Origin of the sequence: Undibacter mobilis, assembly GCF_003367195.1 — a bacterium.
Classification (GTDB): domain Bacteria; phylum Pseudomonadota; class Alphaproteobacteria; order Rhizobiales; family Xanthobacteraceae; genus Pseudolabrys; species Pseudolabrys mobilis.
Genome location: NZ_QRGO01000001.1, coordinates 954,672 through 980,472, shown reverse-complemented (window position 1 = coordinate 980,472; position 25,801 = coordinate 954,672). Strand labels below are relative to the sequence as shown.

The window sequence follows — 25,801 nt, the reverse complement described above, 5'->3', positions numbered from 1 at the left end:
GTTTTGAAAGGAACGGGAACGGCGCCTTTAGATGTTGGGCGGCGCATTGCCCAAGCGGACATCGGAGACCTGACGAAAGAGCGCGCTGTACGAGTCAGTCTGGCACGGCATGTAAGCGCCTGCACCACCAATCGTACGAGAGTTCGCTATCATCACAGTCCCCCCAATCTGCGGGCTCTCGCCCAGATACCTACTCAATCAAGTCCGTCTTCGATCAGGCTCTACCGCAAATCCATCTTCGCAAAACCCGAATTGCCTTCAATTCAATTTTTGCGACGTCGATCTGCCTTTATTGCCGCGCGGCTCGTCAACTCGTCGGAGAGAAGTCCGGTGCCGGCGGTTTAACGCCAAAGCTTTATCCGGTCATCTTTCGCGAGTGGAGTTTTCCAGCCACAGGGCAATAGATAGCCGTTCTCATCTGCCAATGAGCGCAGAACATTCCTTGTTCCTGATCGCGTGTGGCAAGAGCCGCGCGCGCTTTTCAAAATACACAAGGTGTCCGGCCGAGCAATTTGGTTTTGTCGCAAGATCGCAGTCGATCCATTGCGGGACGCCGGCCGAATGTCCGAATTTTCTACCGTTCGCTAACCAACGCGTTGATGAGTCGTGGGGAATCGGTCAAGCCGTCGAACTAAATGACAGCGGTAATCTATCAGAAAAAAAACGATCGCGCCGTCGCGGCAATGACTGCGGCGCAGGCATTTCCGGGTCCTCGTCGCCTTATTCGGTGTAAGTCGTTATGTGAGCGCTCAATTTTTTGAGCGGCAATGCAGGGTAACCCCGACAAAAAGGTGTTGAGATTGTTTGTTTTGCGAAAAACGGATTTGCAAAAAGCGCTGAAAATACTTGACGCCCATAACTGTCTGACATGTCGATGACAGTTGGACGAACGCGCGCAAGCGCGGAACGCCGCCAGCGTCCGCGCAAAGTCATTGTCTTCGATTTTCAGAAAAGGCGCCAAGCAATTTCGCGGTAGCGAACGCCACTTCAGGCGGCGTTGAGCCTTTCGCGTTGTATTGCTGCGGCGGTAGCGACCGCGTGCCGTTTAATGAGCCGAGCGAACTCGGCTCATCCGAGCGCGGCACTGCGGTATCTTATTTGCCGAGCTTGGCGATCGCGTGCGTGAGGCGCGAGACCTTGCGGCTGGCTGTGTTCTTGTGAACGGTGCCGCGCTGCGCCGCACGCATGATCGCGGGCTCCGCAGACTTGAGTGCTTCGGCGGCCGCGGTGCGGTCGCCGGCAGTGATCGCTTCTTCAACCTTGCGCACTGAGTTGCGCAGGATGGTGCGACGCGCCTTGTTGATCTCGGTGCGGCGCGCGATCTTGCGGGTCGCCTTGCGGGCGGACTTTGTGTTGGCCATCTTAAATCTCGTTCGGTCTCTAACGCGACTGGCCGCATGCGGCGGAAGAAGTGCCGCGCTCGCGAGCCGGTCTGTGCAAGAATAAGCGGGGCCGGAAAATCCGGCCCCATTGGGCGTGGCTTATAGTTGGCCTCCGCCCGGGCGTCAACGCCCGAGAAATGGCAGCGGTTTGAGCCCCTTAGGCGCCGTTTTTGGTCCGGATCGCGTCGTAGCCGGCAGTAATGGCGGTGCGATCGGCGACGGAAACGGCGGCAAATGGCGGGCGGACGCGGGCCAAAGTCGCATCGCCATGGATATGGCCGAGCAGAGTCTTGACGCCCGGCACCAGCGGCCGGCCCTCGAACAATTTGCGGATCGCGACTGCGTTGTCATGCGCAGCGGCGTCGCCGTCCTTCCAGGCGCGCTGGCACAGGTCGGCATTGACGTTCGCCGTCGCCGAGATGCAGCCGGCGAATTCGCCTTTGCGGGCATCGAGCAGGCAGGCCTCGGTCGAGGGGAAGGTGGCGAAGTCCTTGGCGATCGCCGCCACCGAGCGCGCATAGGCTATGTCGCCCGAGGAGTCCTTCAGACCGACAATGCGGCCGGGGAAGCTCTGGCGCAGGCGCTTGATCAGTTCGACATGCCACGGCACCCCGGAGAGCTGCGGGTAATGGTAGAGATAGATTGGCAGCTTCTGGCTGGCGGTCGCGTCAACGAGCGCGCCGATATAGGCGACGAGCCCGTCATCCGGAACGCCCTTGTAGTAAAATGGTGGCAGCACCAGCGCGCCAGCGAAGCCGAGTTCGGCGGCGTGACGCGTGAGCGTCATGGCATCGGCAATCGACGCGGCTCCCGTACCCACCATCAGGCGGTCCAGCGGCAGGTCGTTGGTTTTGTAGGCGGTCATGACCGCCTTGCGTTCCTCGACCGAGAACGAGGTGGCCTCGCCGGTCGAGCCGAGCACGTTGAGCCCGTCGCAGCCATTGTCGAGCAGCCAGCGCGCCAGCTTCATGGCGCGCGGGATATCCGGCGAGAGTTTGTCGTCGAGCGGCGTGGCGATCGCGGCGATCACGCCTGAAAGGGTGGGGTGGGCCATCGCTTCCTCTCAGCCGCTCACATTGAACGCGGCGAGCGCCGCCATATTGACGATCTGCGTGTCCTTGGCGCCGAGCTGGACGAGTTGCACCGGACGGTCGAGGCCGACCAGCAGCGGGCCGATAACGGTGGCGCCGCCGAGTTCCTGCAGCATCTTGGTCGAGATCGACGCCGAGTGGAACGCCGGCATGACCAGCACGTTGGCCGGGCCCGACAGGCGATTGAACGGGTAGGCCGCGGCAAGGTCCGGATTGAGCGCGACGTCGGCGGCCATGTCGCCTTCATATTCGAAATCGACACGACGCTGGTCGAGGATCTTGACCGCCTCGATCACCTTCTCCGAGCGCTCGCCGGCCGGATGGCCGAAGGTCGAGAACGCCAGCATGCCGACGCGCGGCACGTAGCCGAAGCGCTTGGCGACGCCGGCCGCCTCAATGGCAATCTCGGCGAGTTCCTCGCCGGTCGGCAGCTCGGTAATCGCGGTATCGGCCACCAGGACGGTGCGGCCGCGCGCCACCACCAGCGAAACGCCGATGACGCGATGGCCGGGTTTGGGGTCGATGACGCGGCGGACATCTTCCAGCGCCACCGAGAAATTGCGCGTCACCCCGGTCACCATGGCATCGGCATCGCCATTGGCCACCATCAGCGACGCGAAATGGTTGCGGTCGGTGTTCACCAGCCGCTGCACGTCGCGCAGCAGGAAGCCGTGACGCTGCAGGCGCTCGTAGAGATAGTTGATGTAGACGCCATTGCGGTTCGACAGCCGCGCATTGATGATTTCAATGCCGTCGCCGAGCTCGATGCCGGCTTCGGTTGCGGTTGCCTTGACGCGATCCTCGCGGCCGACCAGCAGAGCGGTGCCGAGCCCCTGCGCCACGAAGGACGCGGCGGCGCGGATGACCTGCTCCTCCTCGCCCTCGGCAAAGGCGACGCGCTTCGGCGAACGGCGCAGCTTGGTATAGACCTGCTGCAGCGTGCCGGCGATCGGATCGCGGCGGGCGTTGAGCTGGTGCTTGTAGGCTTCCATGTCCTCGATCGGCTTGCGCGCGACGCCGGTGTCCATCGCCGCCTGGGCCACTGCGGGCGGAATGGATGACATCAGGCGCGGATCGAACGGCGTCGGGATGATGTATTCCGGGCCGAACTTGAGGCGCGTGCCGTAGGTCGCCGCCACTTCGTCCGGCACATCCTCGCGCGCGAGTTCGGCGAGCGCCCGCGCAGCGGCAATCTTCATCTCCATGTTGATGGTCGAGGCGCGCACGTCGAGCGCGCCGCGGAAGATGAAGGGGAAGCCGAGCACGTTGTTGATCTGGTTCGGATAGTCCGAACGCCCGGTCGCCATGATGGCGTCGTCGCGCACTTCGGCGACTTCCTCGGCTGTGATTTCGGGATCGGGGTTGGCCATGGCGAAGATGATGGGCTTGGCCGCCATCGACTTGACCATTTCCTTGGTCACCGCGCCCTTGGCCGACAGGCCGTAGAACACGTCGGCGCCCTTGAGCGCGTCTTCCAGCGTGCGGGCCTCGGTCTCGACCGCATAGCCCGACTTCCACTGGTTCATGCCGTCGGTGCGGCCTTTGTAGATGACGCCCTTGGTGTCGCAGAGGATGAGGTTGTTCGGCGGGAAACCGATGGCGCGCAAGAGTTCGAGGCAGGCAATACCGGCGGCGCCAGCGCCGTTGCACACCAGCTTGGTGCTCTTGATGTCGCGGCCGGTCATTTCCAGCGCATTGATGAGACCGGCGGCGGAGATGATGGCTGTCCCGTGCTGGTCGTCATGGAAGACGGGGATGTCCATCAATTCGCGCAGTTTCTGCTCGATGATGAAACACTCGGGCGCCTTGATGTCCTCGAGATTGATGCCGCCCCAGCCGGCGCCGAGGAATTTGACGCAGTTGATGAATTCGTCCGGGTCTTCGGTCGAGACTTCGAGGTCGATGGAATCGATGTCGGCGAAGCGCTTGAACAGCACCGACTTGCCTTCCATCACCGGCTTGGCCGCCAACGCGCCGCGATTGCCGAGGCCGAGAATGGCCGTGCCATTGGTGATGACGGCAACGAAATTGCCCTTGGTGGTGAGGTCATATGCCTTCTGCGGATCGTCGGCGATGGCCAGCACGGGCACCGCGACGCCCGGGGAATAGGCCAGCGACAGGTCGCGCTGGGTGGCCATCGGCTTGGTAGCGACGATCTCCAGTTTGCCCGGGCGGCCGCTGCTGTGAAACAGCAGGGCTTCCTGCTCGGTGAAGGTCGGACGGGGACGTTTGGACATTTTCGCTCCATGACACGCGGTCAGCTTCTTTTCCCCGGATGCGCCCGCGGCCAAGCTGTTGGTGTATGGTCTAGCGGAAGGCACCCCGGCAACTCAAGACAAGGGGGCATGCCGCAATGCAGCGGCAGGGTTGAAGGCGCGGGCGGTTGCGGTTAGTTGAGACGGTCGCCACGCCTACATTGTGTGACCATCGCATGATCAAGTTCTTGCTGCGCACTCTTGGGTTGTTCGGCCTGGCCGCTGCCTTCGTCCTGGTGATCTATGACGGCACCAAGTCGATCGCCGGAAACAGGCTGTTTTTGACCAGCGTCGGCGACCTTTGGACGCTCCTGAGCCCCAAGAGTCTGGCGGGGCTGAAGCCGTTGTTGTCGCCTTATGCCGGCGGCGTGCTGTGGGACCCGGTGACGGTGACATTCCTGTCCTGGCCGAGCTGGGCGGTGCTTGGCGTGCTGGCGATCCTGTTCATGCTGCTGGGCCGGCCGCGCAGGCCCTTGATTGGGTATGCGCGCTGACCGGCACTGCGCCGTCAATCACGCCACTCTGTCACCCTCGTGATCACCCTCCGGTACCGGAACCGGGGGCGAGTGCTTATATTGGGCGCAACGAAGACGGGAGAGCCAAACCATGTTCGGATTCAAGAAGGTTTCCATGCCCTCGAAGGACGAGGCGCTGCCCGGCCGCGCCAGTGCGATCCCCACCGCTGATGAGCATTTCGTCAATCACCATGCGCTCACCGGCCCCTATCCGGAGGGGACCGAGAAGGCCATGTTCGGCCTCGGCTGCTTCTGGGGCGCCGAGCGCAAGTTCTGGCAACTGGGCGACGGCATTCACGTCACGGCGGTCGGCTATGCCGGCGGCCTGACCCCGAACCCGACCTATGAGGAAGTGTGTTCGGGCCGCACCGGCCATAACGAGGTGGTTCTGGTGGTCTATGACCCGAAGAAGGTGTCCTACGACACCCTGCTCAAGACCTTCTGGGAAAACCATGACCCGACCCAGGGCATGCGCCAGGGCAATGACATCGGCACCCAGTACCGCTCCGGCATCTACACGTTCTCGCCGGAGCAGAAGGCGGCCGCCGAGGCGTCGAAGGCGATGTACGAGCCGGAGTTGAAGAAGCAGGGCTACCGGCCGATTACGACCGAGATCGTGGACGCGCCGCCGTTCTACTTCGCCGAGGACTATCACCAGCAGTATCTGGCCAAGAATCCCTATGGCTACTGCGGTCTGGGCGGCACCGGCGTATCCTGCCCGATCGGCACCGGGGTGAAGGCCGTGGCGACAGCCTGAGCCGGACCTCTTACGACCCTCCCCCATCCCGGGGGAGGGAAAAGGTCAGACTTTTTTAACCATATAAAGCGCTAATCGGGCGTCGATTTCGTCTCGCGACCCGGATTCGCTTCAATGCGGAATGCCAAGATTTTGCTCGTGCTGATGGTCGCTCTGGCGGCTGCCGGTTGCGCGCGCAAAACGGCTCAGGTCCAGTACATCATCGATCCGCAGACCGGCCAGCCGGTGCCGATCGTGACGCAGCAGCAATATGCCCAAGCGCCGGCCTATCCGGGCCCGGCCCAGCAAACCTACACCCAGCCTTACGGTGTTCAGGCGGGTGCGCCGTCGCGCTCGCTGTATTCAAGTTCGGCGGCCTATGCGCAGCAGGCCTATGCGCAGCCGCAATATGCGCCGCAGCCGCAACAACAGCCGCCGCAGGCCAGAGCCGCGACCGGCCGCGGTCTATTCTCGTCGAGCCGCAAGGCCGAAACTTATGCGCCGACGCAGCCGGCAGTGCAGCAGCCTTATGTGGCGCAATACACTCCGCCGCCGGCCGCGATGGCCCAGGCGCCGCGGATGGCTGCCCCGCGCGGCGGACCTTATGTTCCGGCTCCCGCGCCTGCGCCGAACTACGGCTATGCTGCGGTGTCGCCGGCAGCGCCCGCTTACACGCTCGACTCCGGTGACAAGCTGCGCGTCGTGGTGTTCGGCCAGGACGGCATCACCAACAGCTACACCGTCGATGCCGGCGGCAATGTGAACCTGCCGCTGATTGGCACGGTGCCGGCGCGCGGCACGTCGACCCAGCATTTGGCCAAGACGATCGCCGACCGGCTGCGCCAGGGTTATGTGCGCGAGCCGCATGTCACTGTCGAAGTCGAAGCCTATCGGCCGTTCTTCATTCTCGGCGAAGTGACGACGCCCGGCCAATATCCCTATGTTGCCAACATGACGGTTGAGACCGCGGTGGCGATTGCCGGCGGCTTCGGCGCGCGCGCCGCCAAGAAGAACGTCGAACTGACTCGCAATGCGCCGGGCCAGCAGATGCGGGGCAATGTCCCGTTGAACTATCCGCTGCTGCCGGGCGACACCATCGTCGTCAAGGAGCGGTGGTTCTAGATCATCTCCGCCTCGCGGGCTCCTCAGGATGAGGCCGGTTTGAAGCCACGCCTCAGCCGTCAGCGCTATTTAAGATTCTTCGCCAGGAACTCGTAGGTCCGCTTCCAGGCGAGGTCGGCGGCCTCGGGGCGGAAGCTCGGACGGTCTTCGTTTGAGAAAGCATGCGGCGCGTCTGCATAGACATAAGTCTCGGCGTGCGGCTGCTTCTTTTTGATGTCCTCGATCATGGACATCGGAATGCTTTCGTCCTTCTCGCCGAAGTGCATTTGCATCGGACACTTCGGTTTCTCGTCGGCGAACTTGCCGATGGCGCCGCCGTAGAACGACACGGCCGCGGCGAAGCCCGGCACGCGACACGCGCCGAGGAAGGCGACCGAACCGCCTAGGCAGAAACCGATGATGCCGATCGGGCCGACGCCCTTGAGATTGTCCTTGGCCGCACTCGTGTCGGCCATCATGTGATCCCAGTTGAGGCCGCCGAGAAAGCTGCGGGCGTGTGCGATCTCATCGGCCGAATAGCCGCTGTCGAAGTCGCGCTGGAAGCGGTCGAACACCGCGGGCGCGATGGCGACATAGCCGTGTTCGGCGAGCGTGTCGCAGACGTGGCGGATGTTCTTGTTGACGCCGAAGATCTCCTGAATGACGACCATGCCGCCTTTGGGCGTGCCCGTCGGGTCGGCGCGATAGGCGCCCAAGGTGTGATTGTCGCTGGCTGTGAGCGTGAGCTTGGTACCCAAGGGGAGCCTCCAGAAAATTGCGCGCAATGTCTGTCGCCCGCGGTGCCGTTCTAGCACGCGATAATTTTCCCGTCATTCCGCCGGAATGACGACTAGGCGAACAGCGGCGCCAGCAATTCGTATGAGTGCCGGCGGGCCTGATGATCGTAGATCATGGTCGTGACCATCACCTCGTCGGCTTTTGTTGCCGCGATCAATTCGTCGAGCTTGGCCTTCACGGTTGCCGGCGAGCCAACCGAGAGCTTGGTGCGGTTCTGCGCGACGCGGGCCCGCTCTGCTGGCGAATACTGATAGGCCAAAGACTCCTCGGGCGAGGCGAGCGGCAGGAATTCGCCCTTGTTGCGGCGGGTCAAATTGAGATCGACGGTCGAGGCGAGACGATCGGCTTCCTCGTCGGTGTCGGCGCAGACGACATGGGTGCCGAGAATGGCGTAGGGCTTGTCGTGCGACACCGACGGTTTGAAGCTCTCGCGATAAAGACGCATCGCCTCGTCGGCCGGGAAGGTCGCGAAGTGGTGCGCAAACGCAAAGGCGGCGCCGATCTGGCCGGCGAGCTGCGCGCTGTAATCGGAGGAACCGAGCAGGAAAATAGGCGGCAGCTTCACGTCGTCCGGCATGGCGCGCACCTTCTGGAACGGATGGCCTTCAGGAAACTGCCGGGTTTCCAGCGCCATCAGTTCGGAGAAGCGATCGAGGAAGTCGTCTTCCTCGGTGACGTTCTGGCGCCGCCGCAGCATGTAGGACGTCACCTGATCGGTGCCCGGCGCGCGGCCGAGCCCGAGGTCGATGCGGTCCGGGAACAAGGCCTCCAGCACCTTGAAGCGTTCGGCCACCGTCAAGGGCGCGTGGTTGGGCAGCATGACGCCGCCGGAACCGACGCGGATGCGCTGCGTCGCTGCGGCGATCTGCCCGATCATGATGTCGGGCGCCGATGAGGCGATCATCGGCATGTTGTGGTGTTCGGCCACCCAGTAGCGGACATAGCCAAGCTTGTCGGCAAGCTGCGCGAGATCGATGGAATTGCGCAGCGCTTGGGCGCCGGTCGAGCCGGCCGCGACGGGCGACAGATCGAGAACGGAAAGAGCGGTCATGAATTCTCTCAGGGCGCGAGGCCGGCGGGAACACCTGCTCCTTACAAAGGCATCATAAAACGCCGGGTCAAGCCCGGCGATGACAGCTATGCGTAAAACCGCAATTTGCGGTTTCGGCAGCCTGTGGCGGCGGTTATCATCGTTCCTATATGGAAACGAAGACAGAGGGACTTCCGCCGATGGCTTCGCTGATGGAATTCAAGGTGCCGCCCGGGGTGCAGCCGCGCCCGGAGGATTACGCTTTCGATCTCGACCGCGCGCTGGCGTCGATCGTCGGCCTGCACGCGATCATCCCGAACGATGCCTTCACGGCGACCACGCTCGGCGTCGAACGTGCCGGCAACGGCGTGCTGATCGGCGACGGCCTTGTGCTCACCGTCGGTTATCTCATCACAGAAGCCGAAACGATCTGGCTGCATCTGTCGGATGGCCGCATCATGGAAGGTCATCCGCTCGGCGTCGATCAGGAAACCGGCTTCGGCCTGGTGCAGACGCTCGGCCGGCCCAATCTGCCGGCGCTTGAACTCGGCTCGTCGGCCGAAGTCGATCTCGGCGATCGCGTTGTCATCGGCGCGGCGGGTGGCCGCAAGCAATCGCTTGCGGCACGCGTGGCCGCCCGGCAGGAATTCGCCGGCTACTGGGAGTATCTGCTCGACGACGCGATCTTCACGTTTCCCTCGCATCCGCATTGGGGCGGCACCGGACTGATCTCGGCGCGGGGTGATCTTGTCGGCATCGGCTCGCTGCAGATCGAGCGCGCGACCGGCGGCGAAAGCGGCGGGCAGGGCGAGCATCTCAACATGATGATCCCGATCGATCTGTTGAAGCCTGTCCTTGACGACCTCTCGAAATACGGTCGGGTCAGCCGTCCGGTGCGTCCGTGGCTCGGCATCTTCACCACCGAGATCGAGGATCAACTGGTTGTCGTCGGCGTCGCCGACAAGGGGCCGGCATCGCGCGTCGAGATCAAGACCGGCGACATGATCGTGGCGGTGGCGGGTCAGAAGGTCACGACTCTGGCCGAGCTTTATCGCGCCATCTGGGCGCTGGGCGTTGCCGGCGTCGAGGTGCCGCTCACGTTGCATCGCGATGGCGTCACCTTCGACGTGCGAGTGAATTCATCCGACCGCAACAAATTCCTCAAGGGTCCGAAGGTGCATTGAGGATCACCCCACCTCAATGCCATCCACCTTGTTCGGATAAAACGCGAGATGCTCCCTGATCGCGGCGACAGCCGGATAGGGCGCCTCGTAACTCCACACGGCATTCTCGGCGCTGCGGCCCTCGGCCGACAAGGTGAAGTAGCTGGCGTCGCCCTTGTATGGGCAATGCGTCGTGTGCGCCGTGCGCTGAAACAGCGTCATGTCGGCGTCCTCGCGCGGAATATAGTAAACAGAAGGATAACGCGCCTCCTGGAGCGTCAGCGCCCGCGTTGTGTCGGCGACCATGCGGCCGGCGAACATGACGCGAACGCGCGTCCCGTCCTGCGAAATCGTGATCGGATGGTCGGCTCCAGGCTGTTTCATCGGCGAAAATCTCCCGTTTGGCGACGACCTGCGCGCGGCGCAGCCGATTCATTGGCTCAATTTGGCAATCCGGATGACGTTCCGCGAGGGGGCGGTGCGGAACAAACGAGACAAATTGAATGGTTGGCCTTAGCGAATTGACAGAGTTTTGCCGGTAGCTTGGTCGCACGTTAGGGAAGGTTACCGGTCGCGCGTATGCCGAAAAGTCCGCTTGAAGCGATGATTCAGGGGTTGAACATCCTCGTGGTGGATGGCAACGCCTACATGCGCAAGGTCACGCGCATGATGCTGATGAATCTCGGCGCCAAGTCGGTGATCGAGGCCGCCGACGGGCTGGCCGCGCTCGAACAGATCCGCAACTCCGATCCCGACGTCATGCTGCTCGACTGGGATATGCCGCTGCTCAACGGCATGGAAGTGGTGCGCATCGTCCGGTCCCCGGGCGTGTTTCCGCGCCCGAACCTGCCGATCATCATGCTGACCTCGCGGGCGCAGCGCTCGTCGGTCGTCCAGGCGCTGCATGCCGGCATCAACGAATTTCTGGTCAAGCCGACCTCGGCCAAGGCGCTGCACGACCGTCTGAGCTCGATCGTCATCAATCCGCGGCCGATGGTCCAGCTCGGCGATGCCTATGTGCCGCAGCCGCGCAAGATGTCGACCGACCTTGAGCTCGATCCCGCCGACGTCGGCCATTAAGGCCCCGAAGCCGGTCCGGCGCTGGCGCAAACCGCGTTCGGCGTTCTAAACTCCCGCTCAACAACAAGATCGGGGGATTCATGACCAGCCATTCCATGCGCCTGCCGGACACCGGCACCTTTGTCGGTCGAGCCCACGCGCCGGGCACTGCGCATCCGCTGGTCGTCACCGTGCGCGACGGCTCGGTCGTCGATATTACGTCGGCACATGCTCCGACCGTCCGTGACATCTGCGAGATGGACGATCCGGCCGCTTTCGTGCGCGGTGCCAAAGGCAAGTCCATCGCCACCATCGACACGATCACGGCGGCCAGCTTGACTCACGCGGCCAGCGCGATCCGGCTGTTGTCGCCGGTCGATCTGCATGCGGTGAAGGCGGCGGGCGTCACCTTTGTTGTCAGCCTGCTCGAACGTGTCATCGAGGAACAGGCGCGCGGCTCCGCCGACAAGGCCGAGGCGATCCGCGCCGACATTCACGGCCTGATCGGCGAGGACCTGTCGAAGCTCAGGCCGGGTTCGCCCGAAGCGATGGCGATCAAGGCCAAGCTGATCGCGCGGGGCGTCTGGTCGCAATATCTCGAAGTCGGCATCGGCCCTGACGCCGAGATCTTCACCAAGTGCCAGCCGATGTCGTCGGTCGGCTTCGGCGCCGATGTCGGGCTGCTCGAAGCCTCGACCTGGAATAACCCGGAGCCGGAGATCGCGGTGATCGCCGCGAGCAGCGGCCGCATCGCCGGTGCCACGCTCGGCAACGACGTCAATCTGCGCGACATGGAAGGCCGCTCGGCGCTGTTGCTCGGCAAGACCAAGGACAACAACGCCTCCGCCGCGCTCGGGCCCTTCATCCGTTTGTTCGACGACACGTTCACCATCGCGGATGTGAAGAAAGCGCGGGTCAATCTCGCCGTCGAAGGCACTGACGGTTTCTCGCTCGAAGGCTCAAGCTCGATGGCCGAGATCAGCCGCTCGCCGGAAGAGCTGGTTGCGGCGGCCATGGGGCCGCATCACCAGTATCCCGACGGCATGGCGCTTTATCTCGGCACCATGTTCGTGCCGTCGAAGGACCGCGGCGAAGTGGGGAAGGGCTTCACCCACAAGATCGGCGACATGGTCACGATCTCGTCGGACAAGCTCGGCGCGCTGGTCAACCGCGTGAAATATTCGCCGGATTGTCCGCACTGGACCTACGGCACGCGCATGCTGATGCGCGACCTCGCCGCGGCGAAGCTGATTTAGACAAACGAGGCTTGTCGCAGGGAACTGAGTGACGTGAATTGGCGCGCCCGGCGCGATTCGAACGCACGACCTTTGCCTTCGGAGGGCAACGCTCTATCCAGCTGAGCTACGGGCGCCAACCGCGCTTTCCTTACCCCAGTTCGGGGCCACCGGCAACGACCATCGCCGCCGGCTTTCAGGGTCTTTTCGTCCGTGGAATGAGGACGTTAGCGAATGGCCGAGCGAGCGGCGACCTCGCGGTGGCGAACCCGCTCCCGGTGCAGCATGTAAAGGCCACTGCCGACGATCAGAAGCGAGCCGGCGATCGACATGGTGTCGGACACCTCGCCGAGCACGAAATAGCCGGACAGCGCGCTCCAGATCAGCAGCGAATAGCGGAACGGGGCAACCACGGTGGCATCGACATTGCGGAAGGCCGAAACCGCCAGCGTGCTGCCGCCGGCCAGAAACACGGCGCCGACCACGATCAGGCCGAGATATTCCGACGAATAGAGCGTCCAGCGTTCGCCCAGTACGAGCGCAAGAGCAAGGCCCGCCAGCCCAGTCCCGCCCAGGCTGACCATGGTCACCACCAAAGTCGGCGTTGCCGGATCGATGCGGCGGGTGAGGATGTCGCGCGTTGCCGAAAACAGGGTGGCCGCAAACGCAATCAGCGCCCAGACGTCAAAGGTCGACGGTCCCGGCTTGACGATCAGCAGCATGCCGCCGACGCCGACGAAGATGGCGCTCCAGCGCCGCCAGCCAACCTTCTCCTTGAAGAAGAAGGCGAGCAGCATGGTCAGTACCAGCGGCGACATCATGTTGATCGCCATCAGATCGGCAAGCCGCATCTTCGTCAGCGCGAGCACGAAGGTGGCATTGGCAATGCCGTCCAGTACCGCGCGCATCAGCACCAGTTTCTGGAAGGCGCCGTGAAAGGAGAATGTGCGATAGGCGAAGAAGAAAGCCGCGGCGACGAAGGCGATGCAGGCCAAGGCGCGGGAGAATAGCACTTCGCCGATCGGGAAGCTCAGGGCGACGATCTTGGTTATCGTGTCGGTAACCGTGAACAGCGCGCATCCCGCTGTCAGCGAGATGATGCCGCGCTTGTTGTCCTGATAGGAGGCCACGGGTCGTTCGATTTTCAAGAGGGGCCGCACGCCGGCGCGGTCGACCGCGTCGCGCCGCTCTCGGAACCGTCAAAGTGCGTGGGGGCAAGCGGCGAGTCGCGCTTAAGCCTTAGAACAATCGCGTGTTTGCGGCAACCGCCGCCGGTTGATTATGAACGCCGCCGCGCACCGTCGCGAGCGGGAAATCGCGCGCGAATTGACGCACATTCGATGCGGATTTGCCGCTTATCCGACTGGAACTGATCACGGCTTCTCAAGACGCGCCTGAAATTATTGCCGCACGTTAGTCATGCGGCCGGACCTCTCGGGTCCGCGGTTTCGGGGGCGTGTCATGTTGTCCAGGTTTCTGAGGGATCGTCGCGGCAATATCGCGCCGATGATGGCGATGCTTGCCGTGCCCCTCATCGGCAGCGCCGGTGTCGCTATCGATTATACCCAGGCGAGCGCGACGCGTACATCCTTTCAGACCGCGCTCGATGCCACCGCGCTGGCCATGTCGAAGACCGCGGCGACGCAGAACGCCGCCGATCTGCAGGCTTCGGCCTCGGCCTATTTCAACGCGCTGTTCTCGAGCCCGACGGCCCGCGACGTCGTGGTGAACGCGACCTATACGGGGACCGCCGGCTCGAAGCTCGCCCTCAACGCCACCGCGACGCTGAAGACCAATGTGCTCGGCATTCTCGGTTACGGCGATATTCCAATCGCCGCCGCGGCGACCTCGACCTGGGGCGAGACCCGGCTGCGCGTTGCGCTGGTGCTCGACAACACCGGCTCGATGTCCAGCGCGGGCAAGATGACGGCGCTCAAGACCGCCAGCCAGAATCTGCTGACCCAGCTCAAGAACGCCGCGCTGCTGCCGGAAGACGTCTACGTCTCGGTCGTGCCGTTCAGCAAGGACGTCAATGTCGGCGCCGACAAATACGACCGCAACTGGATCAACTGGTCGCTGTGGGAGGCCGTCAACGGCACTTGCAGCAATTCGAGCTACAAGTCGAAGAGCTCGTGTGAATCGAGGGGCAAGGTCTGGACGCCGGCGGCGCACGACACCTGGAACGGCTGTGTCACCGACCGCGACCAGAACTACGACACCACCAACGATCCGCCGGTCGCCGGCGGCACGCTCTATCCCGCCGAGCAATACAGCTCGTGCCCGGCGGCGCTGATGGAGCTCTCCAATGACTGGACGTCGCTGTCGGCCCGGATCGACGCGATGCAGCCGGCCGGCAATACCAACCAGGCGATCGGTTTGCAGATGGGCTGGCAGACGTTGACCGCCTCCCCCTTCACCGTGCCGGAGTTCGATTCGAACTATCAGTACAATCAGGTCATCATTCTTCTGACCGACGGCATGAACACCGAGAACCGCTGGTATACCAGCCAGTCCTCGATCGACAAACGCCAGCAGAAAACCTGCGACAACATCAAGGCTGCCGGCATCACGCTTTATACGGTGCAGGTCAACACCGGCAACGATCCGACCTCGACGATGCTGCAGAACTGCGCCTCGAACTCGAGCAAATACTTCCTGCTGAAGTCGGGCGATCAGATCATCTCGACATTTAATCAAATCGGCACGGCGTTGTCGGAACTGCGCTTGTCGCAGTAGCGGTACGGAATCGCGCGCAGTTGAAATAAATTCCGCGCGCCGCCGCAAAGCGGCATTCAGCACCGCGTCAGATGGTTTCGTGCCGTTAGTAATTCAATGCATCGCTCCGATTACCGTGGTCTCGCGGGCCTGAAAAGCGGGCCGCGAAGCGAGGTTTTGTTCAATGCGTGCCAGCACGTTCGTTATGGTCGGCTTCGCCCTGGTGTTCGGCGTGATCGCCGTCTTCATTGCGCAGGTCTGGCTCGCCAATCAGGCCAACCGTCAGGTCGAGGCGGTGGCGCCGCAGGCGCCGGCGCGAACCGTTGTCGTCGCCAAGCAGCCGTTGCGTTATGGCGCCGAACTCACCGCGGCCATGCTGGAAGAACTGCCGTGGCCGTCGGAAGCGGCGCCGGTCGGCGCCTTCGCCAAAATCGGCGACGTACTCAAAGGCGGCCGCCGCATTGTGCTTAGCGCCATCGAGGCGCATGAGCCGGTGCTTGGCGTCAAGATCACCGGTCCCGGCGAACGCGCAACGCTCTCCGCGCTGGTCAAGCCCGGCATGAAAGCCGTCACCATCCGCGTCAACGATGTCGAAGGCGTCGGCGGCTTCGTGCTGCCCGGCGAGTATGTCGACATCGTGCTGACGCGGTCGATCGACAAGGGTCAGGCAACCACCGAGATCGTGCTGCAAAACCGCCGCGTGCTCGCGGTCGATCAGAGCGCCGATGAACGCGCCACCAAGGCGGCGGTCGCCAAGTCGGTGACGCTGGAGGTCGATACGGTCGAGGCGCAGAAGGTCTGGCTCGCCTCCACCGTGGGCAACCTGTCGCTGCTGCTGCGCAAGGCTGGCGAAACCGCGCAGGTGCGCACGCGCAAGATCACGCTTAACGACCTCTCCTCGCCGGAGCCGGTCGTCGACACCGGCGCCTCCACGACCGTGACCATCTCGGTGACGCGCGCCGCCGCCAAGCAGGATTACACGGTGCCGGTCGAGGCGGTCGGCCGCGCCGCCCGGGCCTTGGCTGAAACCGCGGGACGCTGATCACGATGAACCAATCCACCCGAGAGACGAGAATGACGATGAGCCAGGTGCAGCCGGTCCCGCATGACGGCGCGTTGCGCAAGGTGCTGCGTGAACTGGCATTGGCGTCCGGCATTGCGCTCGCCGCCAGCCTGTTTCTCGCCGCGATTGATGCCAAGGCGGCGCCGCGCCGTGCCGGCGAGGTCGAACTGGCGGGCACGTCCAACGTCTCCGTCATCGTCGGCAAGTCGCTCGACGTTCGTACCAGCGCCGGCTTCGTCAGCATCGCTGTCGGCGATCCCGATGTCGCCGACGTCAACCCGTTGACCGACCGCAGCCTGTCGATCCTCGGCAAGAAGATCGGCACCACCCGCGTCACCATCTATGACGAGCAGAAGCGGCTGGTCGGCATTTACGACGTCGAGGTGACCTACGACGTCTCCCGTCTGGTCAACGAACTGCGCCGCCGCTTTCCGCAGGCCAAGTTGCGTGCCTCCGCCGTCAACGGCCGCATCATGCTCGCGGGCGAGGTGCCGGATGCCGTCACGCTCGATCAGGCGGTGACCATCGCTCGCCAGTTCGGGCCGGACATCATCAATGCCGTGTCGGTCATGTCGCCGCAGCAGGTCATGCTGGAGGTGCGCTTCATCGAAATCTCGCGCTCCGCCGGCCGCGATCTCGGCGTGCAGTGGAACCGCTTCGGTGATCAGAGCATCGCCAATATCGGTTCGCGCCAGCCGGCGTCGAACCTTCCGCTCATTGCCTCGACGTCCGCCGGCGTGCTGTCCGGCGGCTCGCCTTTCGGCTTCATGATCGGCCGTATCGTCGCCAGCGGCGTTTCGACCGATGTGCTTATCAATGCCCTGGAGACGAAGGGCGTTGCGCGCAGCCTTGCCGAACCGAATCTGGTGGCGCTGTCGGGCGACACGGCGAGCTTCCTCGCTGGCGGCGAATATCCCATCCCGGTCGCCGGTACACTTGGCCAGATCAGCGTCGACTACAAGAAGTACGGCGTCGGCCTTGCCTTTACGCCGACGGTGCTGAGCCACGGCCTGATCAACATGAAGATCGAGCCGGAAGTGAGCGCTATCGACGCCTCGCGGACCGTGGTCTTGGCCGCCGGCGTTGCGGTGCCGGCGCTCACCGTGCGCCGCGCCTCGACCACGGTCGAGTTGCGCGATGGCCAGAGCTTCGTGATCGGCGGCCTGCTGCAGAACAACGGCCAGAACCAGCTCGAACAAATGCCATGGCTCGGGTCGGTGCCGGTGCTCGGCACCTTGTTCTCGTCGAAGTCCTATCAGCGCAATGAGACCGATCTTGCCATCATCGTCACGCCGCGCATCGTCCGTCCGGCGCGCCCGGGCGATCCGATCAAGGCGCCGACCGACGACACGCGTCCGCCGAATGACGTCGACTTCTTCCTGATGGGAAAGACCGAACTTCCCCGCAACGAGGGCGGCAGGCGCAATCCGGCTACCTTCGCCGAACCGCGCATGGCGACCGCCGCCGAGCCGGTGCCCGTTGCCGGAGGCCATATGCTCGACATGCCGAAATGGATATCCAATGCCGCCATTCAGTAAGCTCCTGCACTCCATGACATTGGCTTCACTGCTCGCGTTGGCCGGTTGCTCGGAATATCTCGACCGCACCGACACGCTGTCGCGGCAGTCGGGCAATGCGGTGCAGACCAACAAGGTAACGCAGATGGTCGATCCGTGGCCGGCGGTGGCGGCAAACCGCGACATCGCCTTTGACGGTGCGGCGATGCAGACTGCGATGACGCACTATCGCACGGGTCGGGTCATTCGGCCGCGGGGTCTGTCGTCCGATCCGGTGGCGGCGGCGCCGGCACCAACAACACCGAATGCGGCGCCGCTCGGCCCAACGGTGAACGCGCAATCGGCGCCGGTGAAGTAAGCCCGAACCGCCATGCGTCACGTTTCACCGCCGCACGAATCCCGCACCCGCGTCGTCATCGCTACGCCGGACGCCGACTTCGGCGCCATGGCGCGCAGCACCTTCGGCGCGTCCAGCGCCATTGATCTCGTCATTGAGACGGGGCCGCTGTCGTCGCTTGCCGACACGCTCAATATCGAAGACGCCACCGTTGTCGTGGTCGATCTCGATATCGGCCGCACCGACGAACTCGCCGCATTGTCGCGGCTGACCGCACGCACCGGCGCCTGGCCGCCGGTGGTGGCGGTGACGGAAAGCTTCGACTCCAATCTGGCGCGCACGCTGATGCAGCTTCGTGTCGCCGACTTTCTGGTCAAGCCGGTGTCCGGTCTCGATCTGGTGCGCACCTGCGCCCGCGTTGGCAAGAAGCCGTCCGCGGCCGGTCCCGCCAAGGAAGCGCAGATCGTCACCTTCCTGCCGGCCGTTGGCGGCGCCGGCGTCACCATGCTGGCGGTGCAGACGGCGCTGTTGCTGCTCGACAGCGCGCCGGCGCGCGCCAAGCCGTCGGTCTGCATTGTCGATCTCGATTTCCAGCACGGTGCCGTCGCCGACTATCTCGATCTCGAGCCGCGGCTGAACCTGGCCGAAATCGAGCCGCGCCCGGACCGCCTCGATCGCCAGCTTCTCGAAGTGATGCTGTCCTATCACCCGTCGGGTCTCGCCGTGGTGGCGGCGCCGAACCGGCCGGCGGAAATGCGCTCCTTCGATCCCGACGTGGTCATGCGCCTGCTCGATCTTGTCTCGGCGCATTTCGATTATGTCGTATTCGACATGCCGCGCACCTGGTTCTCCTGGACCGACAGCGTGCTGCTCGGCTCCAACAAGCTTTACGTCGTCACCGAAGCGACGGTGCCGGGCCTGCGCCACGCCAAGCAGCTTGTCGGCGCCATCACCGAGCGGCTCGCCGAAATTCCGTCGCCGCAGGTCATCGTCAATCGCTTCCAGCAGAAGATGTTCAATTCCGGCCTGCGCCTGTCGGACGTCGCGCGGGCGCTCGGTGACACGCCGCTCCACACGCTGCCGAACGATTACGGACTGGTGCGCGAAGCCATCGACCGCGGCGTGCCGCTCAACGAAGTGCAGCCGGGCAACAAGATCGTGGGCGAACTGAAGAAGATCGTGATCGGCGCGCCCAAGGCCGAAGGCGGCGTCAAGCCGCTGATGAAGAAACTCAGGCTGGCGACGGGGTAGTGACCATGAGCGGACGTTTCTCGCTGCGCCGCGCGCCATCGCCGCCACCCGCCACGCCGGAGCCGACGGTTGCCATGCCGCAAGTGACGGCGCCGAGCATCGTGCCGCCGGCGGTGCCCGTGCCGGCCGAGCCCGCGGCCAATCCGCTGCTCTCGTCCAAGCTGCTCGACGCCAAGGTACGCCTGCATCGCAAGCTGATCGAGGAGATTAACCTGTCGGCGCTGGACAAGCTGCCGGAGGAGGAAGTTCGTGGCCAGGTGCTCGGGCTTGTCACGCAATATGTGCTGGCCGAGCGCCTTGCCCTCAATCAGCAGGAACTGGCCGACTTCGTCTCGGAAATTCTCGACGAGATGACGGGGCTCGGCCCGCTTGAGCCGTTGCTCAAGGACCCGAGCATCGCCGACATTCTCATCAATGGCCATGAATGCGTCTATGTCGAGCGCGGCGGCGTTCTGGAGCCGCTGCCGGTGCGCTTCAAGGACGAGCAGCATCTGCTGCGCATTATCAATAAAATCGTCTCGGCGGTCGGCCGCCGCGTCGATGAATCGCATCCGCTGTGCGATGCCCGCCTGCCGGACGGCTCGCGCGTCAACGTCGCGGTGCGGCCGATCGGTGTGGACGGCCCGCTGGTGTCGATCCGCAAGTTCTCCAAGAAGAAGCTCGACCTGTCGCGCCTGGTCGAGGTCGGCGCGTTGCGCCCGCAAATGGCCGAGGTGCTGGCCGCCGCGGTGAAGGCGCGCATCTCGACCATCATTTCCGGCGGCACCGGCTCCGGCAAGACGACGATGCTGAATGCGCTGTCCGCCTTCATCTCGGAGAAGGAGCGCCTGCTGACCATCGAGGACGCCGCGGAATTGCAACTGCAGCAGCCGCATGTCGGCCGCATGGAAACGCGGCCGCCCAATGTCGAAGGCAAAGGCGAAATCCGCCAGCGCGACCTCGTCAAGAACGCGCTGCGTATGCGGCCGGACCGCATCATTCTCGGCGAGTGCCGCGGCGAGGAAGCCTTCGACATGTTGCAGGCGATGAACACCGGCCACGAAGGCTCGATGGCCACCATCCACGCCAACACGCCGCGCGATGCCATCACGCGCTTGGAGCAGATGATCGGCATGGCCGGTCTGCCGATGACGGTGGCCTCGATTCGCGGCCAGATCGCCAACGCGGTGCAGATGGTGGTGCAGCTGTCGCGCCAGTCCGACGGCAAGCGCAAGGTGACGTCGATTGCCGAGGTCACCGGGCTCGAAGGCGACATCATCCAGATGCAGGAGATCTTCAAATTCGTGCGCACCGGCACCGGGCCGGACGGCGCCGTCGAAGGCCATTTTCAGGCAACCGGCGTGCGCCCGCGTTTCCTTGCCGAACTGGCGACCCATGGCGTGACGCTGCCGGGCGCCTATTTCGATCCGTCGAAGCCGCTCTAGTCCATGCTCGATCTCAACCCCGTTTATCTCTTCTACATCCTGATCGGCCTGTCGGCGGCGATGTTCGCCGAGGGCATGTATCTGGCCTTCTACAATGCCGGTTCGTACCGCAAGAACATCAACCGCCGGCTCAAGGTCGTCGACGCCAATGCCGACCGCGAAAGCGTGCTGGTGCAGCTGCGCCGCGAGCGCGGCCTGACCGCGGCCGGCGATTACCGGTTCAACTTTTTCGATCTCAATCGGCTGCTGCTGCAATCCGGTCTGAGCATCGGTCTTAACCGCCTTCTTCTGTTCATCGTCATCGGCGCCATCGCCGTCTTCGCCGGCGTCGCGGTGTTCGAGGGCAATGTCGGCCATGCCGCGCTGGCCGCCGTCTTCGCCACTCTGGTGCTGCCGATCCTGGTGCTGAAATTCATGCGCGCGCGCCGCCAGAAGATGTTCGGCGCGCAATTCGCCGACGGCCTCGACATCATCGTGCGTTCGCTGCGCGCCGGTCATCCGGTGCCGGTGGCGATCTCGATGGTGGCGCGCGAAATGGCCGATCCGATCGGCTCGGAGTTCGGCATCGTCGGCGATGAAATCACCTACGGCGCCGATCTCGAAACCGCGATGCGCAATCTCTATTTCCGCGTCGGCACCGACGACCTGCCGCTGTTCGTCACCGCGGTGGCGATCCAGACCTCGACTGGCGGCAATCTCGGCGAGATTCTGGAGAACCTGTCCGGCGTCATCCGCCTGCGCTTCAAGATGCGACGCAAGGTCAGGGCGCTGGCCGCCGAAGGCCGCGCCTCGGCGATGATCCTGTCGTCGCTGCCGATCCTGATGTTCTTCGTCATCCAGTTCATGGTGCCGGATTTCTACGCCAGCGTCTGGCACCAGCCGATGACCAAGATCGGCCTTGCCGCGGCCGGTTTCTGGATGGGCATCGGCAATATCATCATGTTCAAGATGGTCAATTTCAGGATCTGACCGCCATGCTCGCGGATATCGTTGCCCGCACGTTTCGTGACAGCCAGAGCGTGCTGCTGACGCTGCTGGTGTTTCTCGCCGCCGGCACGCTGGCCTTCGCGGTGATGGCGGTGACGCGCGCGCGTGTCTCGGTGAAGCGCCGCCACGCCCGTCTCATGGACGCGCCGCGCAATTCGCGCAACGCGCTGCGCTATTCCAGCGCCAAGGCGGTGGGCCGCATCATCGACTACACCAACAAGCACTATTCGGCCGACGAGGAGTCAATGCGTGTGTTGCGCCGGCGTCTCATCCAGGCCGGCATCTACGATTCCAGGGGCGTGGCGCTGTTCTTTGCCGGGCGCACGCTGCTTGCGATCCTGCTGGCCGCGGCGGCGTTCTTTCTGCTGCCGCTGGTCTGGCCGCTGCAGGGCACGATGAAATGGCTGGCCGTCATGGTCGGCGGCGTCGCCGGTTATGTCGGCCCCAGCGTCTATATCGACAAACGGATTTCGGCGCGCACCGAGGAGCACCGCTCCGGCTTCCCGGACTTTCTCGATCTTCTGGTGGTCTGCTCCAATGCCGGCCTGTCGATGGAAGCGGCGCTGGAGCGCGTCTGCCGCGAAATGGGCGAGAGCTATCCTTCGCTCACCGCCAACATTCACATGACCAATCTGGAAGTCCGCGCCGGCCGCAACCTGAAGGACGCGCTGGAGCGCTTCGCCGACCGGCTGGCGCTGGACGAAGCGCGCGCCTTCGCCACGCTGATCAACCAGTCGATCGACCTCGGCTCCTCGATCACCGACGCGCTGCGCGTTTATTCCGACGACATGCGGCACAAGCGCATGGCGCGGGCCGAGGAGAAAGCCTATGCGCTGCCGGCCAAACTGTCGGTGCCGATGATGGTCTGCATCTTCCCGGTGCTGTTCGTCGTCATCCTGCTGCCGGTGATCGTGCGTTTGTCATCCGGCGGTTACTTTTGATCCGCAAATGATGCGGAAAATTGTCGGTAATTTCCCGTTACCGTCCGGCATGAGCATTAACTCGCGTCAACTAGTCTGATCGGCATCGGTTAAGGTTGCTCGGGGGTTGTATGCGTCAGGTTTTCGGCCGGCTCGTGCTGGCGGCGTGCGTGAGCCTTGTGCTTGCGGGCTGCAACACGGTCGGCGATTCATTCTCGGATGCCGGTGAGAAAGCCGGCGCCGATGCCTTCGCCGCGGCGACGCCGCAGGATGAGACCACGGCGCCGTTCGGCGAGCCGACGCCGGCCGGCCGGCTGCTCGGCGCCGATCCGGCCGACGATCTTGCCACCGGCAAGGCCTACTTTCGCGCAACTAATTACGGCATGGCCGAAAAACATTTCCGCCGCGCCGTCGAACAGCATCCCAACGATGCCGAGGCGTGGCTCGATCTCGCCGCTTCCTACGATCACTTGAAGCGCTTCGATCTGGCCGACCGCGCCTATGGTCAGGCGATCCGGCTGGCCGGCCCCAAGGTCGAGATCATCAACAACCAGGGCTACTCCTACATGCTGCGTGGGGACACCGCGCGGGCACGCCAGAAGCTCGAGGAAGCGCGGCGGCGCGCGCCCGGCAACACCTATGTGCTGAGCAATTTGCGCCTGCTTGAGGAAAGTGCGCGCCGGGCCAAGGCCATCGAATAAGAACTCTCCGTCATTCCGGGGCGCCGTGTAACGCGCGAACCCGGAATCCAGCAGCGCATTTTGACCCTGCCGCTGGATTTCGGATCGCCGCTGTCGCGGCGTCCGGAGTAACGGGAGTGGATCATCAACTTGCCTCCTCCGAATATTGCGGGCAGAAATAACGCAGTCTCGGGGGGAGGAACTGATGAAACGGATCGTCTGTGCCGCGCTGTTGACCGCGGCGTTGTCCGGCCATGCGCTGGCCGCCGAAGGCGCGCATCTTGACGGCGCGACCATGAGCCTCCTCTGGGCGCTGCCATTTGTCGGCATGCTGTTGTCGATCGCACTGTTCCCGCTGTTCGCCCAGCATTTCTGGGAACACAATTTTGGCAAGGTGTCGGCCTTCTGGGCGGTGGTGTTTCTCATCCCTTGCGCCATTTTGTTCGGGCTTCCGGTGACGGCGACCGAGCTGGTGCACACGGCCGCGCTTGAATATCTGCCCTTCATCATTCTGCTGTTTGCGCTGTTCGTCGTCTCCGGCGGCATTCGCGTCGCCGGCAATCTCGCCGGCAATCCGGCGACCAACACGTCGATCCTGGCCATCGGCACCTTCGCTGCCAGCGTGGTCGGCACGACCGGCGCGTCGATGTTGCTGATCCGGCCGCTGATCGTCGCCAACAAGAACCGCGATCGCAACGTCCACGTCTTCGTCTTCTTTATTTTCCTCGTCGCCAATATCGGCGGCTCGCTGACGCCGCTCGGCGATCCGCCGCTGTTTCTCGGCTTCCTCAAGGGCGTCGATTTTCTCTGGACGCTGAATGCCATGTTCCCGCCGATGGCGGTGTCGGCCGTAATCCTGCTGGCGCTGTTCTTCGCCATCGACAGTTATTACTGGCGTCAGGAACGCCACCGGCGCGCGGCGCATCCGGCCGAGCGCGAGATCAGGATCGAGGGGCTGCACAACGTTCTCTATCTCGCCGGCATCGTCGGCGCGGTGCTGTTCAGCGGCATCTGGAAGCCGGGCATTTCGATTCCGGTTGGTTTCGGCAATGCCGTTCCACTGGAAGGTCTGATCCGCGACGTGGTGCTGCTGGCGCTCGCTTACCTGTCATGGCGAACGACCCGGCGTAACATCCGCATCGAGAACGCCTTCACCTGGGCGCCGATCCAGGAGGTGGCGTTCCTGTTCGCCGGCATCTTCATCACCATCATTCCGGCGCTGGCAATTTTGCGCGCCGGCAAGGACGGGCATCTGGCGCCGCTGCTCGCCTTCGTCACCGCGGCCGACGGCCAGCCGATCAACGCCGCTTACTTCTGGCTGACCGGCGCGCTGTCGAGCTTCCTCGACAATGCACCGACTTATCTGGTGTTCTTCAATCTCGCCGGCGGCGACGCCCAGGCGCTGATGGGGCCGCTGTTCAAGACGCTGCTGGCGATCTCGGCCGGCGCCGTGTTCATGGGCGCCAACACCTATATCGGCAATGCGCCGAACTTCATGGTGAAGTCGATCTGCGAGGAGCGGGGCATCAAGATGCCCAGCTTCTTCGGCTACATGGCGTGGTCGGGCGCGATCCTGCTGCCGCTGTTCGTGCTGATCACCGTCATCTTCTTCCGGTGATGGAGGCCGAATCGGCCCTGCCGGGGGCGGCGGTTTCGTCGCCATCATACCGCCAAAAAGCCCTGCGGCATGGGGCCTGGCGGCCCCATCTGTGCTGAAAATGCCCTATCCAAGGGCCTAAATCACAGCTTCCTGTGATTATCCGCCCCCCAATACGCGGCAATCGCTTGCGTTAATTGGCGAATCTCATAGTGCTTCAAACAGCGCATTTTGCGCTTGAAGGAGCTTATCTATGGCTACGAAACCCGCGGCCTCGGCGAAGCCGAAGGCTGCCAAGCCGGTCACCCTGAAGCAGCTCGCCTACGCTCTGGCCGAGCAGCACCAGCTGACCAAGAAGCAGGGCGTCGAGATGCTCGACGAGCTGGTCGCGATGATCACCAAGCATCTGAAGAAGGGCGAGCGGGTCAAGATCGCCGGCCTCGGCATTCTCCAGGTTCGCAAGCGCGCCGCCCGCATGGGCCGCAATCCGGCGACCGGCGAAGCGATCAAGATCAAGGCGTCGAAGAAGGTCGCGTTCCGCGCCGCCAAGGACCTCAAGGAAGCGATCTGATCGATCGCATCCTTCTGGCATGCAAAGCCCCGTCGGACATGTCCGGCGGGGTTTTTGTTTTTCTTCCTTCCCTCTCCCCTTGTGGGAGAGGGGAAGAGCGTTTGCTGCGGGCGAGGCATCCAACCGGCCTCATCCTGAGGAGCGTCGCTGGCGCGATGCTCTTCGGAAGGGGGGGGCGGATTTTATTCTTGACGGCGACCTCATATAGGACTATATACACTATCGTCCTGTTCCGGCCGGGGGCGCTGTCATGAGGCGTCGTTTCAGTGGGAAGAGGACGCGGTGCCCGCGGCCGGGGGAGGACGTATCCTCCGGGCTCGGGCGGCGACGGGGCTCCGCCCGGAGGCACAAGGACCTCCCGCAAGGAGCTTGCT

General features: G+C 63.7%; 24 protein-coding genes and 1 tRNA gene. 17 read left to right on the top strand and 8 right to left on the bottom strand.

Annotated elements, in window-relative coordinates; all coding sequences use genetic code 11:
* Window positions 1-1,094 precede the first annotated feature (1,094 nt).
* The 3 genes from rpsT to DXH78_RS04550 all read right to left on the bottom strand — a co-directional run bounded on the left by rpsT (window position 1,095) and on the right by DXH78_RS04550 (window position 4,710).
* The gene (gene rpsT, locus DXH78_RS04560) at window positions 1,095-1,361 is read right to left on the bottom strand and encodes a 30S ribosomal protein S20 (protein WP_115515945.1); all 267 of its coding nucleotides are present in this window, start codon (window positions 1,359-1,361) and stop codon (window positions 1,095-1,097) included.
* A 178-nt stretch (window positions 1,362-1,539) separates the two neighbouring features.
* On the bottom strand, window positions 1,540-2,436 hold the full coding sequence (locus DXH78_RS04555; protein WP_115515944.1) for a dihydrodipicolinate synthase family protein: 897 nt from the start codon (window positions 2,434-2,436) through the stop codon (window positions 1,540-1,542).
* A gap of 9 nt (window positions 2,437-2,445) precedes the next feature.
* Window positions 2,446-4,710 (bottom strand): NADP-dependent malic enzyme, encoded by a 2,265-nt coding sequence (locus tag DXH78_RS04550; RefSeq protein ID WP_115515943.1) that lies wholly within the window; start codon window positions 4,708-4,710, stop codon window positions 2,446-2,448.
* Between the two features lie 194 nt (window positions 4,711-4,904).
* Between DXH78_RS04550 and DXH78_RS04545 the strand changes: the two genes are divergently transcribed.
* From DXH78_RS04545 to DXH78_RS20310, 3 genes are all read left to right on the top strand, one after another.
* Window positions 4,905-5,222, top strand: coding sequence for a hypothetical protein (locus tag DXH78_RS04545; protein ID WP_115515942.1), 318 nt, complete (start codon window positions 4,905-4,907; stop codon window positions 5,220-5,222).
* 112 nt (window positions 5,223-5,334) lie between these two features.
* On the top strand, window positions 5,335-6,000 hold the full coding sequence (gene msrA, locus DXH78_RS04540) for a peptide-methionine (S)-S-oxide reductase MsrA (RefSeq protein ID WP_115515941.1): 666 nt from the start codon (window positions 5,335-5,337) through the stop codon (window positions 5,998-6,000).
* Between the two features lie 114 nt (window positions 6,001-6,114).
* On the top strand, window positions 6,115-7,101 hold the full coding sequence (locus DXH78_RS20310; RefSeq protein WP_347337757.1) for a polysaccharide biosynthesis/export family protein: 987 nt from the start codon (window positions 6,115-6,117) through the stop codon (window positions 7,099-7,101).
* Between the two features lie 65 nt (window positions 7,102-7,166).
* On the opposite strand, the gene DXH78_RS04530 is transcribed toward DXH78_RS20310, so the two are convergent.
* Together DXH78_RS04530 and DXH78_RS04525 are read right to left on the bottom strand one after the other, a co-directional pair.
* Window positions 7,167-7,838 (bottom strand): dienelactone hydrolase family protein, encoded by a 672-nt coding sequence (locus tag DXH78_RS04530; protein ID WP_115515940.1) that lies wholly within the window; start codon window positions 7,836-7,838, stop codon window positions 7,167-7,169.
* A gap of 92 nt (window positions 7,839-7,930) precedes the next feature.
* The gene (locus tag DXH78_RS04525) at window positions 7,931-8,929 is read right to left on the bottom strand and encodes an LLM class flavin-dependent oxidoreductase (RefSeq protein ID WP_115515939.1); all 999 of its coding nucleotides are present in this window, start codon (window positions 8,927-8,929) and stop codon (window positions 7,931-7,933) included.
* Between the two features lie 179 nt (window positions 8,930-9,108).
* On the opposite strand from DXH78_RS04525, the gene DXH78_RS04520 reads away from it, so the two are divergent.
* Window positions 9,109-10,092, top strand: a complete 984-nt coding sequence (locus DXH78_RS04520) for a S1C family serine protease (protein WP_115515938.1) — start codon at window positions 9,109-9,111, stop codon at window positions 10,090-10,092.
* A 3-nt stretch (window positions 10,093-10,095) separates the two neighbouring features.
* Here the strand turns inward: DXH78_RS04520 and DXH78_RS04515 are convergent, their stop codons facing one another.
* A complete protein-coding gene (locus tag DXH78_RS04515; protein WP_115515937.1) occupies window positions 10,096-10,455 on the bottom strand; it encodes a DUF427 domain-containing protein in 360 nt (119 codons plus the stop codon).
* Between the two features lie 195 nt (window positions 10,456-10,650).
* Between DXH78_RS04515 and DXH78_RS04510 the strand changes: the two genes are divergently transcribed.
* The gene (locus DXH78_RS04510) at window positions 10,651-11,151 is read left to right on the top strand and encodes a response regulator (RefSeq protein ID WP_115515936.1); all 501 of its coding nucleotides are present in this window, start codon (window positions 10,651-10,653) and stop codon (window positions 11,149-11,151) included.
* A gap of 80 nt (window positions 11,152-11,231) precedes the next feature.
* A complete protein-coding gene (locus DXH78_RS04505; RefSeq protein WP_115515935.1) occupies window positions 11,232-12,386 on the top strand; it encodes a fumarylacetoacetate hydrolase family protein in 1,155 nt (384 codons plus the stop codon).
* Between the two features lie 39 nt (window positions 12,387-12,425).
* Here DXH78_RS04505 and DXH78_RS04500 read toward each other — a convergent pair.
* A tRNA-Arg gene (locus DXH78_RS04500) sits at window positions 12,426-12,502 on the bottom strand.
* A 90-nt stretch (window positions 12,503-12,592) separates the two neighbouring features.
* Window positions 12,593-13,495: a DMT family transporter gene (locus DXH78_RS04495; protein WP_168192703.1), complete on the bottom strand. Its 903-nt coding sequence runs from the start codon at window positions 13,493-13,495 to the stop codon at window positions 12,593-12,595.
* A gap of 331 nt (window positions 13,496-13,826) precedes the next feature.
* On the opposite strand from DXH78_RS04495, the gene DXH78_RS04490 reads away from it, so the two are divergent.
* The 11 genes from DXH78_RS04490 (at window position 13,827) to DXH78_RS04440 (ending at window position 25,427) form a co-directional block, all read left to right on the top strand.
* On the top strand, window positions 13,827-15,101 hold the full coding sequence (locus DXH78_RS04490; protein WP_245416732.1) for a TadE/TadG family type IV pilus assembly protein: 1,275 nt from the start codon (window positions 13,827-13,829) through the stop codon (window positions 15,099-15,101).
* Between the two features lie 163 nt (window positions 15,102-15,264).
* On the top strand, window positions 15,265-16,122 hold the full coding sequence (gene cpaB, locus DXH78_RS04485) for a Flp pilus assembly protein CpaB (RefSeq protein ID WP_115515932.1): 858 nt from the start codon (window positions 15,265-15,267) through the stop codon (window positions 16,120-16,122).
* Window positions 16,123-16,154: 32 nt separating this feature from the next.
* Complete coding sequence (locus DXH78_RS04480) at window positions 16,155-17,681, top strand: type II and III secretion system protein family protein (protein ID WP_168192702.1); 1,527 nt, start codon at window positions 16,155-16,157, stop codon at window positions 17,679-17,681.
* A gap of 13 nt (window positions 17,682-17,694) precedes the next feature.
* Window positions 17,695-18,018, top strand: coding sequence for a hypothetical protein (locus DXH78_RS04475; protein ID WP_115515930.1), 324 nt, complete (start codon window positions 17,695-17,697; stop codon window positions 18,016-18,018).
* Window positions 18,019-18,030: 12 nt separating this feature from the next.
* Window positions 18,031-19,248, top strand: coding sequence for a CpaE/TadZ family protein (locus tag DXH78_RS04470; RefSeq protein WP_115515929.1), 1,218 nt, complete (start codon window positions 18,031-18,033; stop codon window positions 19,246-19,248).
* A 5-nt stretch (window positions 19,249-19,253) separates the two neighbouring features.
* Window positions 19,254-20,672: a TadA family conjugal transfer-associated ATPase gene (locus DXH78_RS04465; RefSeq protein ID WP_115517719.1), complete on the top strand. Its 1,419-nt coding sequence runs from the start codon at window positions 19,254-19,256 to the stop codon at window positions 20,670-20,672.
* A gap of 3 nt (window positions 20,673-20,675) precedes the next feature.
* On the top strand, window positions 20,676-21,641 hold the full coding sequence (locus DXH78_RS04460; RefSeq protein ID WP_115515928.1) for a type II secretion system F family protein: 966 nt from the start codon (window positions 20,676-20,678) through the stop codon (window positions 21,639-21,641).
* A 5-nt stretch (window positions 21,642-21,646) separates the two neighbouring features.
* Window positions 21,647-22,600 (top strand): type II secretion system F family protein, encoded by a 954-nt coding sequence (locus DXH78_RS04455; RefSeq protein WP_115515927.1) that lies wholly within the window; start codon window positions 21,647-21,649, stop codon window positions 22,598-22,600.
* Between the two features lie 149 nt (window positions 22,601-22,749).
* Complete coding sequence (locus DXH78_RS04450) at window positions 22,750-23,280, top strand: tetratricopeptide repeat protein (protein ID WP_245416731.1); 531 nt, start codon at window positions 22,750-22,752, stop codon at window positions 23,278-23,280.
* A 184-nt stretch (window positions 23,281-23,464) separates the two neighbouring features.
* On the top strand, window positions 23,465-24,877 hold the full coding sequence (locus tag DXH78_RS04445) for a sodium:proton antiporter (RefSeq protein WP_115515925.1): 1,413 nt from the start codon (window positions 23,465-23,467) through the stop codon (window positions 24,875-24,877).
* A 232-nt stretch (window positions 24,878-25,109) separates the two neighbouring features.
* A complete protein-coding gene (locus tag DXH78_RS04440) occupies window positions 25,110-25,427 on the top strand; it encodes an HU family DNA-binding protein (RefSeq protein ID WP_115515924.1) in 318 nt (105 codons plus the stop codon).
* The last annotated feature ends 374 nt before the right edge of the window (window positions 25,428-25,801 follow it).

Bases quoted from the DNA above. Each gene is read 5' to 3' on its own strand.
- DXH78_RS04470 (WP_115515929.1), top strand. From the start codon at position 18,031: ATGCGTCACGTTTCACCGCCGCACGAATCCCGCACCCGCGTCGTCATC.
- DXH78_RS04545 (WP_115515942.1), top strand. From the start codon at position 4,905: ATGATCAAGTTCTTGCTGCGCACTCTTGGGTTGTTCGGCCTGGCCGCT.
- DXH78_RS04475 (WP_115515930.1), top strand. From the start codon at position 17,695: ATGACATTGGCTTCACTGCTCGCGTTGGCCGGTTGCTCGGAATATCTC.
- DXH78_RS04550 (WP_115515943.1), bottom strand. From the start codon at position 4,710: ATGTCCAAACGTCCCCGTCCGACCTTCACCGAGCAGGAAGCCCTGCTG.
- rpsT (WP_115515945.1), bottom strand. From the start codon at position 1,361: ATGGCCAACACAAAGTCCGCCCGCAAGGCGACCCGCAAGATCGCGCGC.
- DXH78_RS04445 (WP_115515925.1), top strand. From the start codon at position 23,465: ATGAAACGGATCGTCTGTGCCGCGCTGTTGACCGCGGCGTTGTCCGGC.
- DXH78_RS04525 (WP_115515939.1), bottom strand. From the start codon at position 8,929: ATGACCGCTCTTTCCGTTCTCGATCTGTCGCCCGTCGCGGCCGGCTCG.
- DXH78_RS04440 (WP_115515924.1), top strand. From the start codon at position 25,110: ATGGCTACGAAACCCGCGGCCTCGGCGAAGCCGAAGGCTGCCAAGCCG.
- cpaB (WP_115515932.1), top strand. From the start codon at position 15,265: ATGCGTGCCAGCACGTTCGTTATGGTCGGCTTCGCCCTGGTGTTCGGC.
- msrA (WP_115515941.1), top strand. From the start codon at position 5,335: ATGTTCGGATTCAAGAAGGTTTCCATGCCCTCGAAGGACGAGGCGCTG.
- DXH78_RS04555 (WP_115515944.1), bottom strand. From the start codon at position 2,436: ATGGCCCACCCCACCCTTTCAGGCGTGATCGCCGCGATCGCCACGCCG.
- DXH78_RS04505 (WP_115515935.1), top strand. From the start codon at position 11,232: ATGACCAGCCATTCCATGCGCCTGCCGGACACCGGCACCTTTGTCGGT.
- DXH78_RS20310 (WP_347337757.1), top strand. From the start codon at position 6,115: ATGCGGAATGCCAAGATTTTGCTCGTGCTGATGGTCGCTCTGGCGGCT.
- DXH78_RS04480 (WP_168192702.1), top strand. From the start codon at position 16,155: ATGACGATGAGCCAGGTGCAGCCGGTCCCGCATGACGGCGCGTTGCGC.
- DXH78_RS04510 (WP_115515936.1), top strand. From the start codon at position 10,651: ATGCCGAAAAGTCCGCTTGAAGCGATGATTCAGGGGTTGAACATCCTC.
- DXH78_RS04490 (WP_245416732.1), top strand. From the start codon at position 13,827: ATGTTGTCCAGGTTTCTGAGGGATCGTCGCGGCAATATCGCGCCGATG.
- DXH78_RS04520 (WP_115515938.1), top strand. From the start codon at position 9,109: ATGGCTTCGCTGATGGAATTCAAGGTGCCGCCCGGGGTGCAGCCGCGC.
- DXH78_RS04455 (WP_115515927.1), top strand. From the start codon at position 21,647: ATGCTCGCGGATATCGTTGCCCGCACGTTTCGTGACAGCCAGAGCGTG.
- DXH78_RS04515 (WP_115515937.1), bottom strand. From the start codon at position 10,455: ATGAAACAGCCTGGAGCCGACCATCCGATCACGATTTCGCAGGACGGG.
- DXH78_RS04460 (WP_115515928.1), top strand. From the start codon at position 20,676: ATGCTCGATCTCAACCCCGTTTATCTCTTCTACATCCTGATCGGCCTG.
- DXH78_RS04465 (WP_115517719.1), top strand. From the start codon at position 19,254: ATGAGCGGACGTTTCTCGCTGCGCCGCGCGCCATCGCCGCCACCCGCC.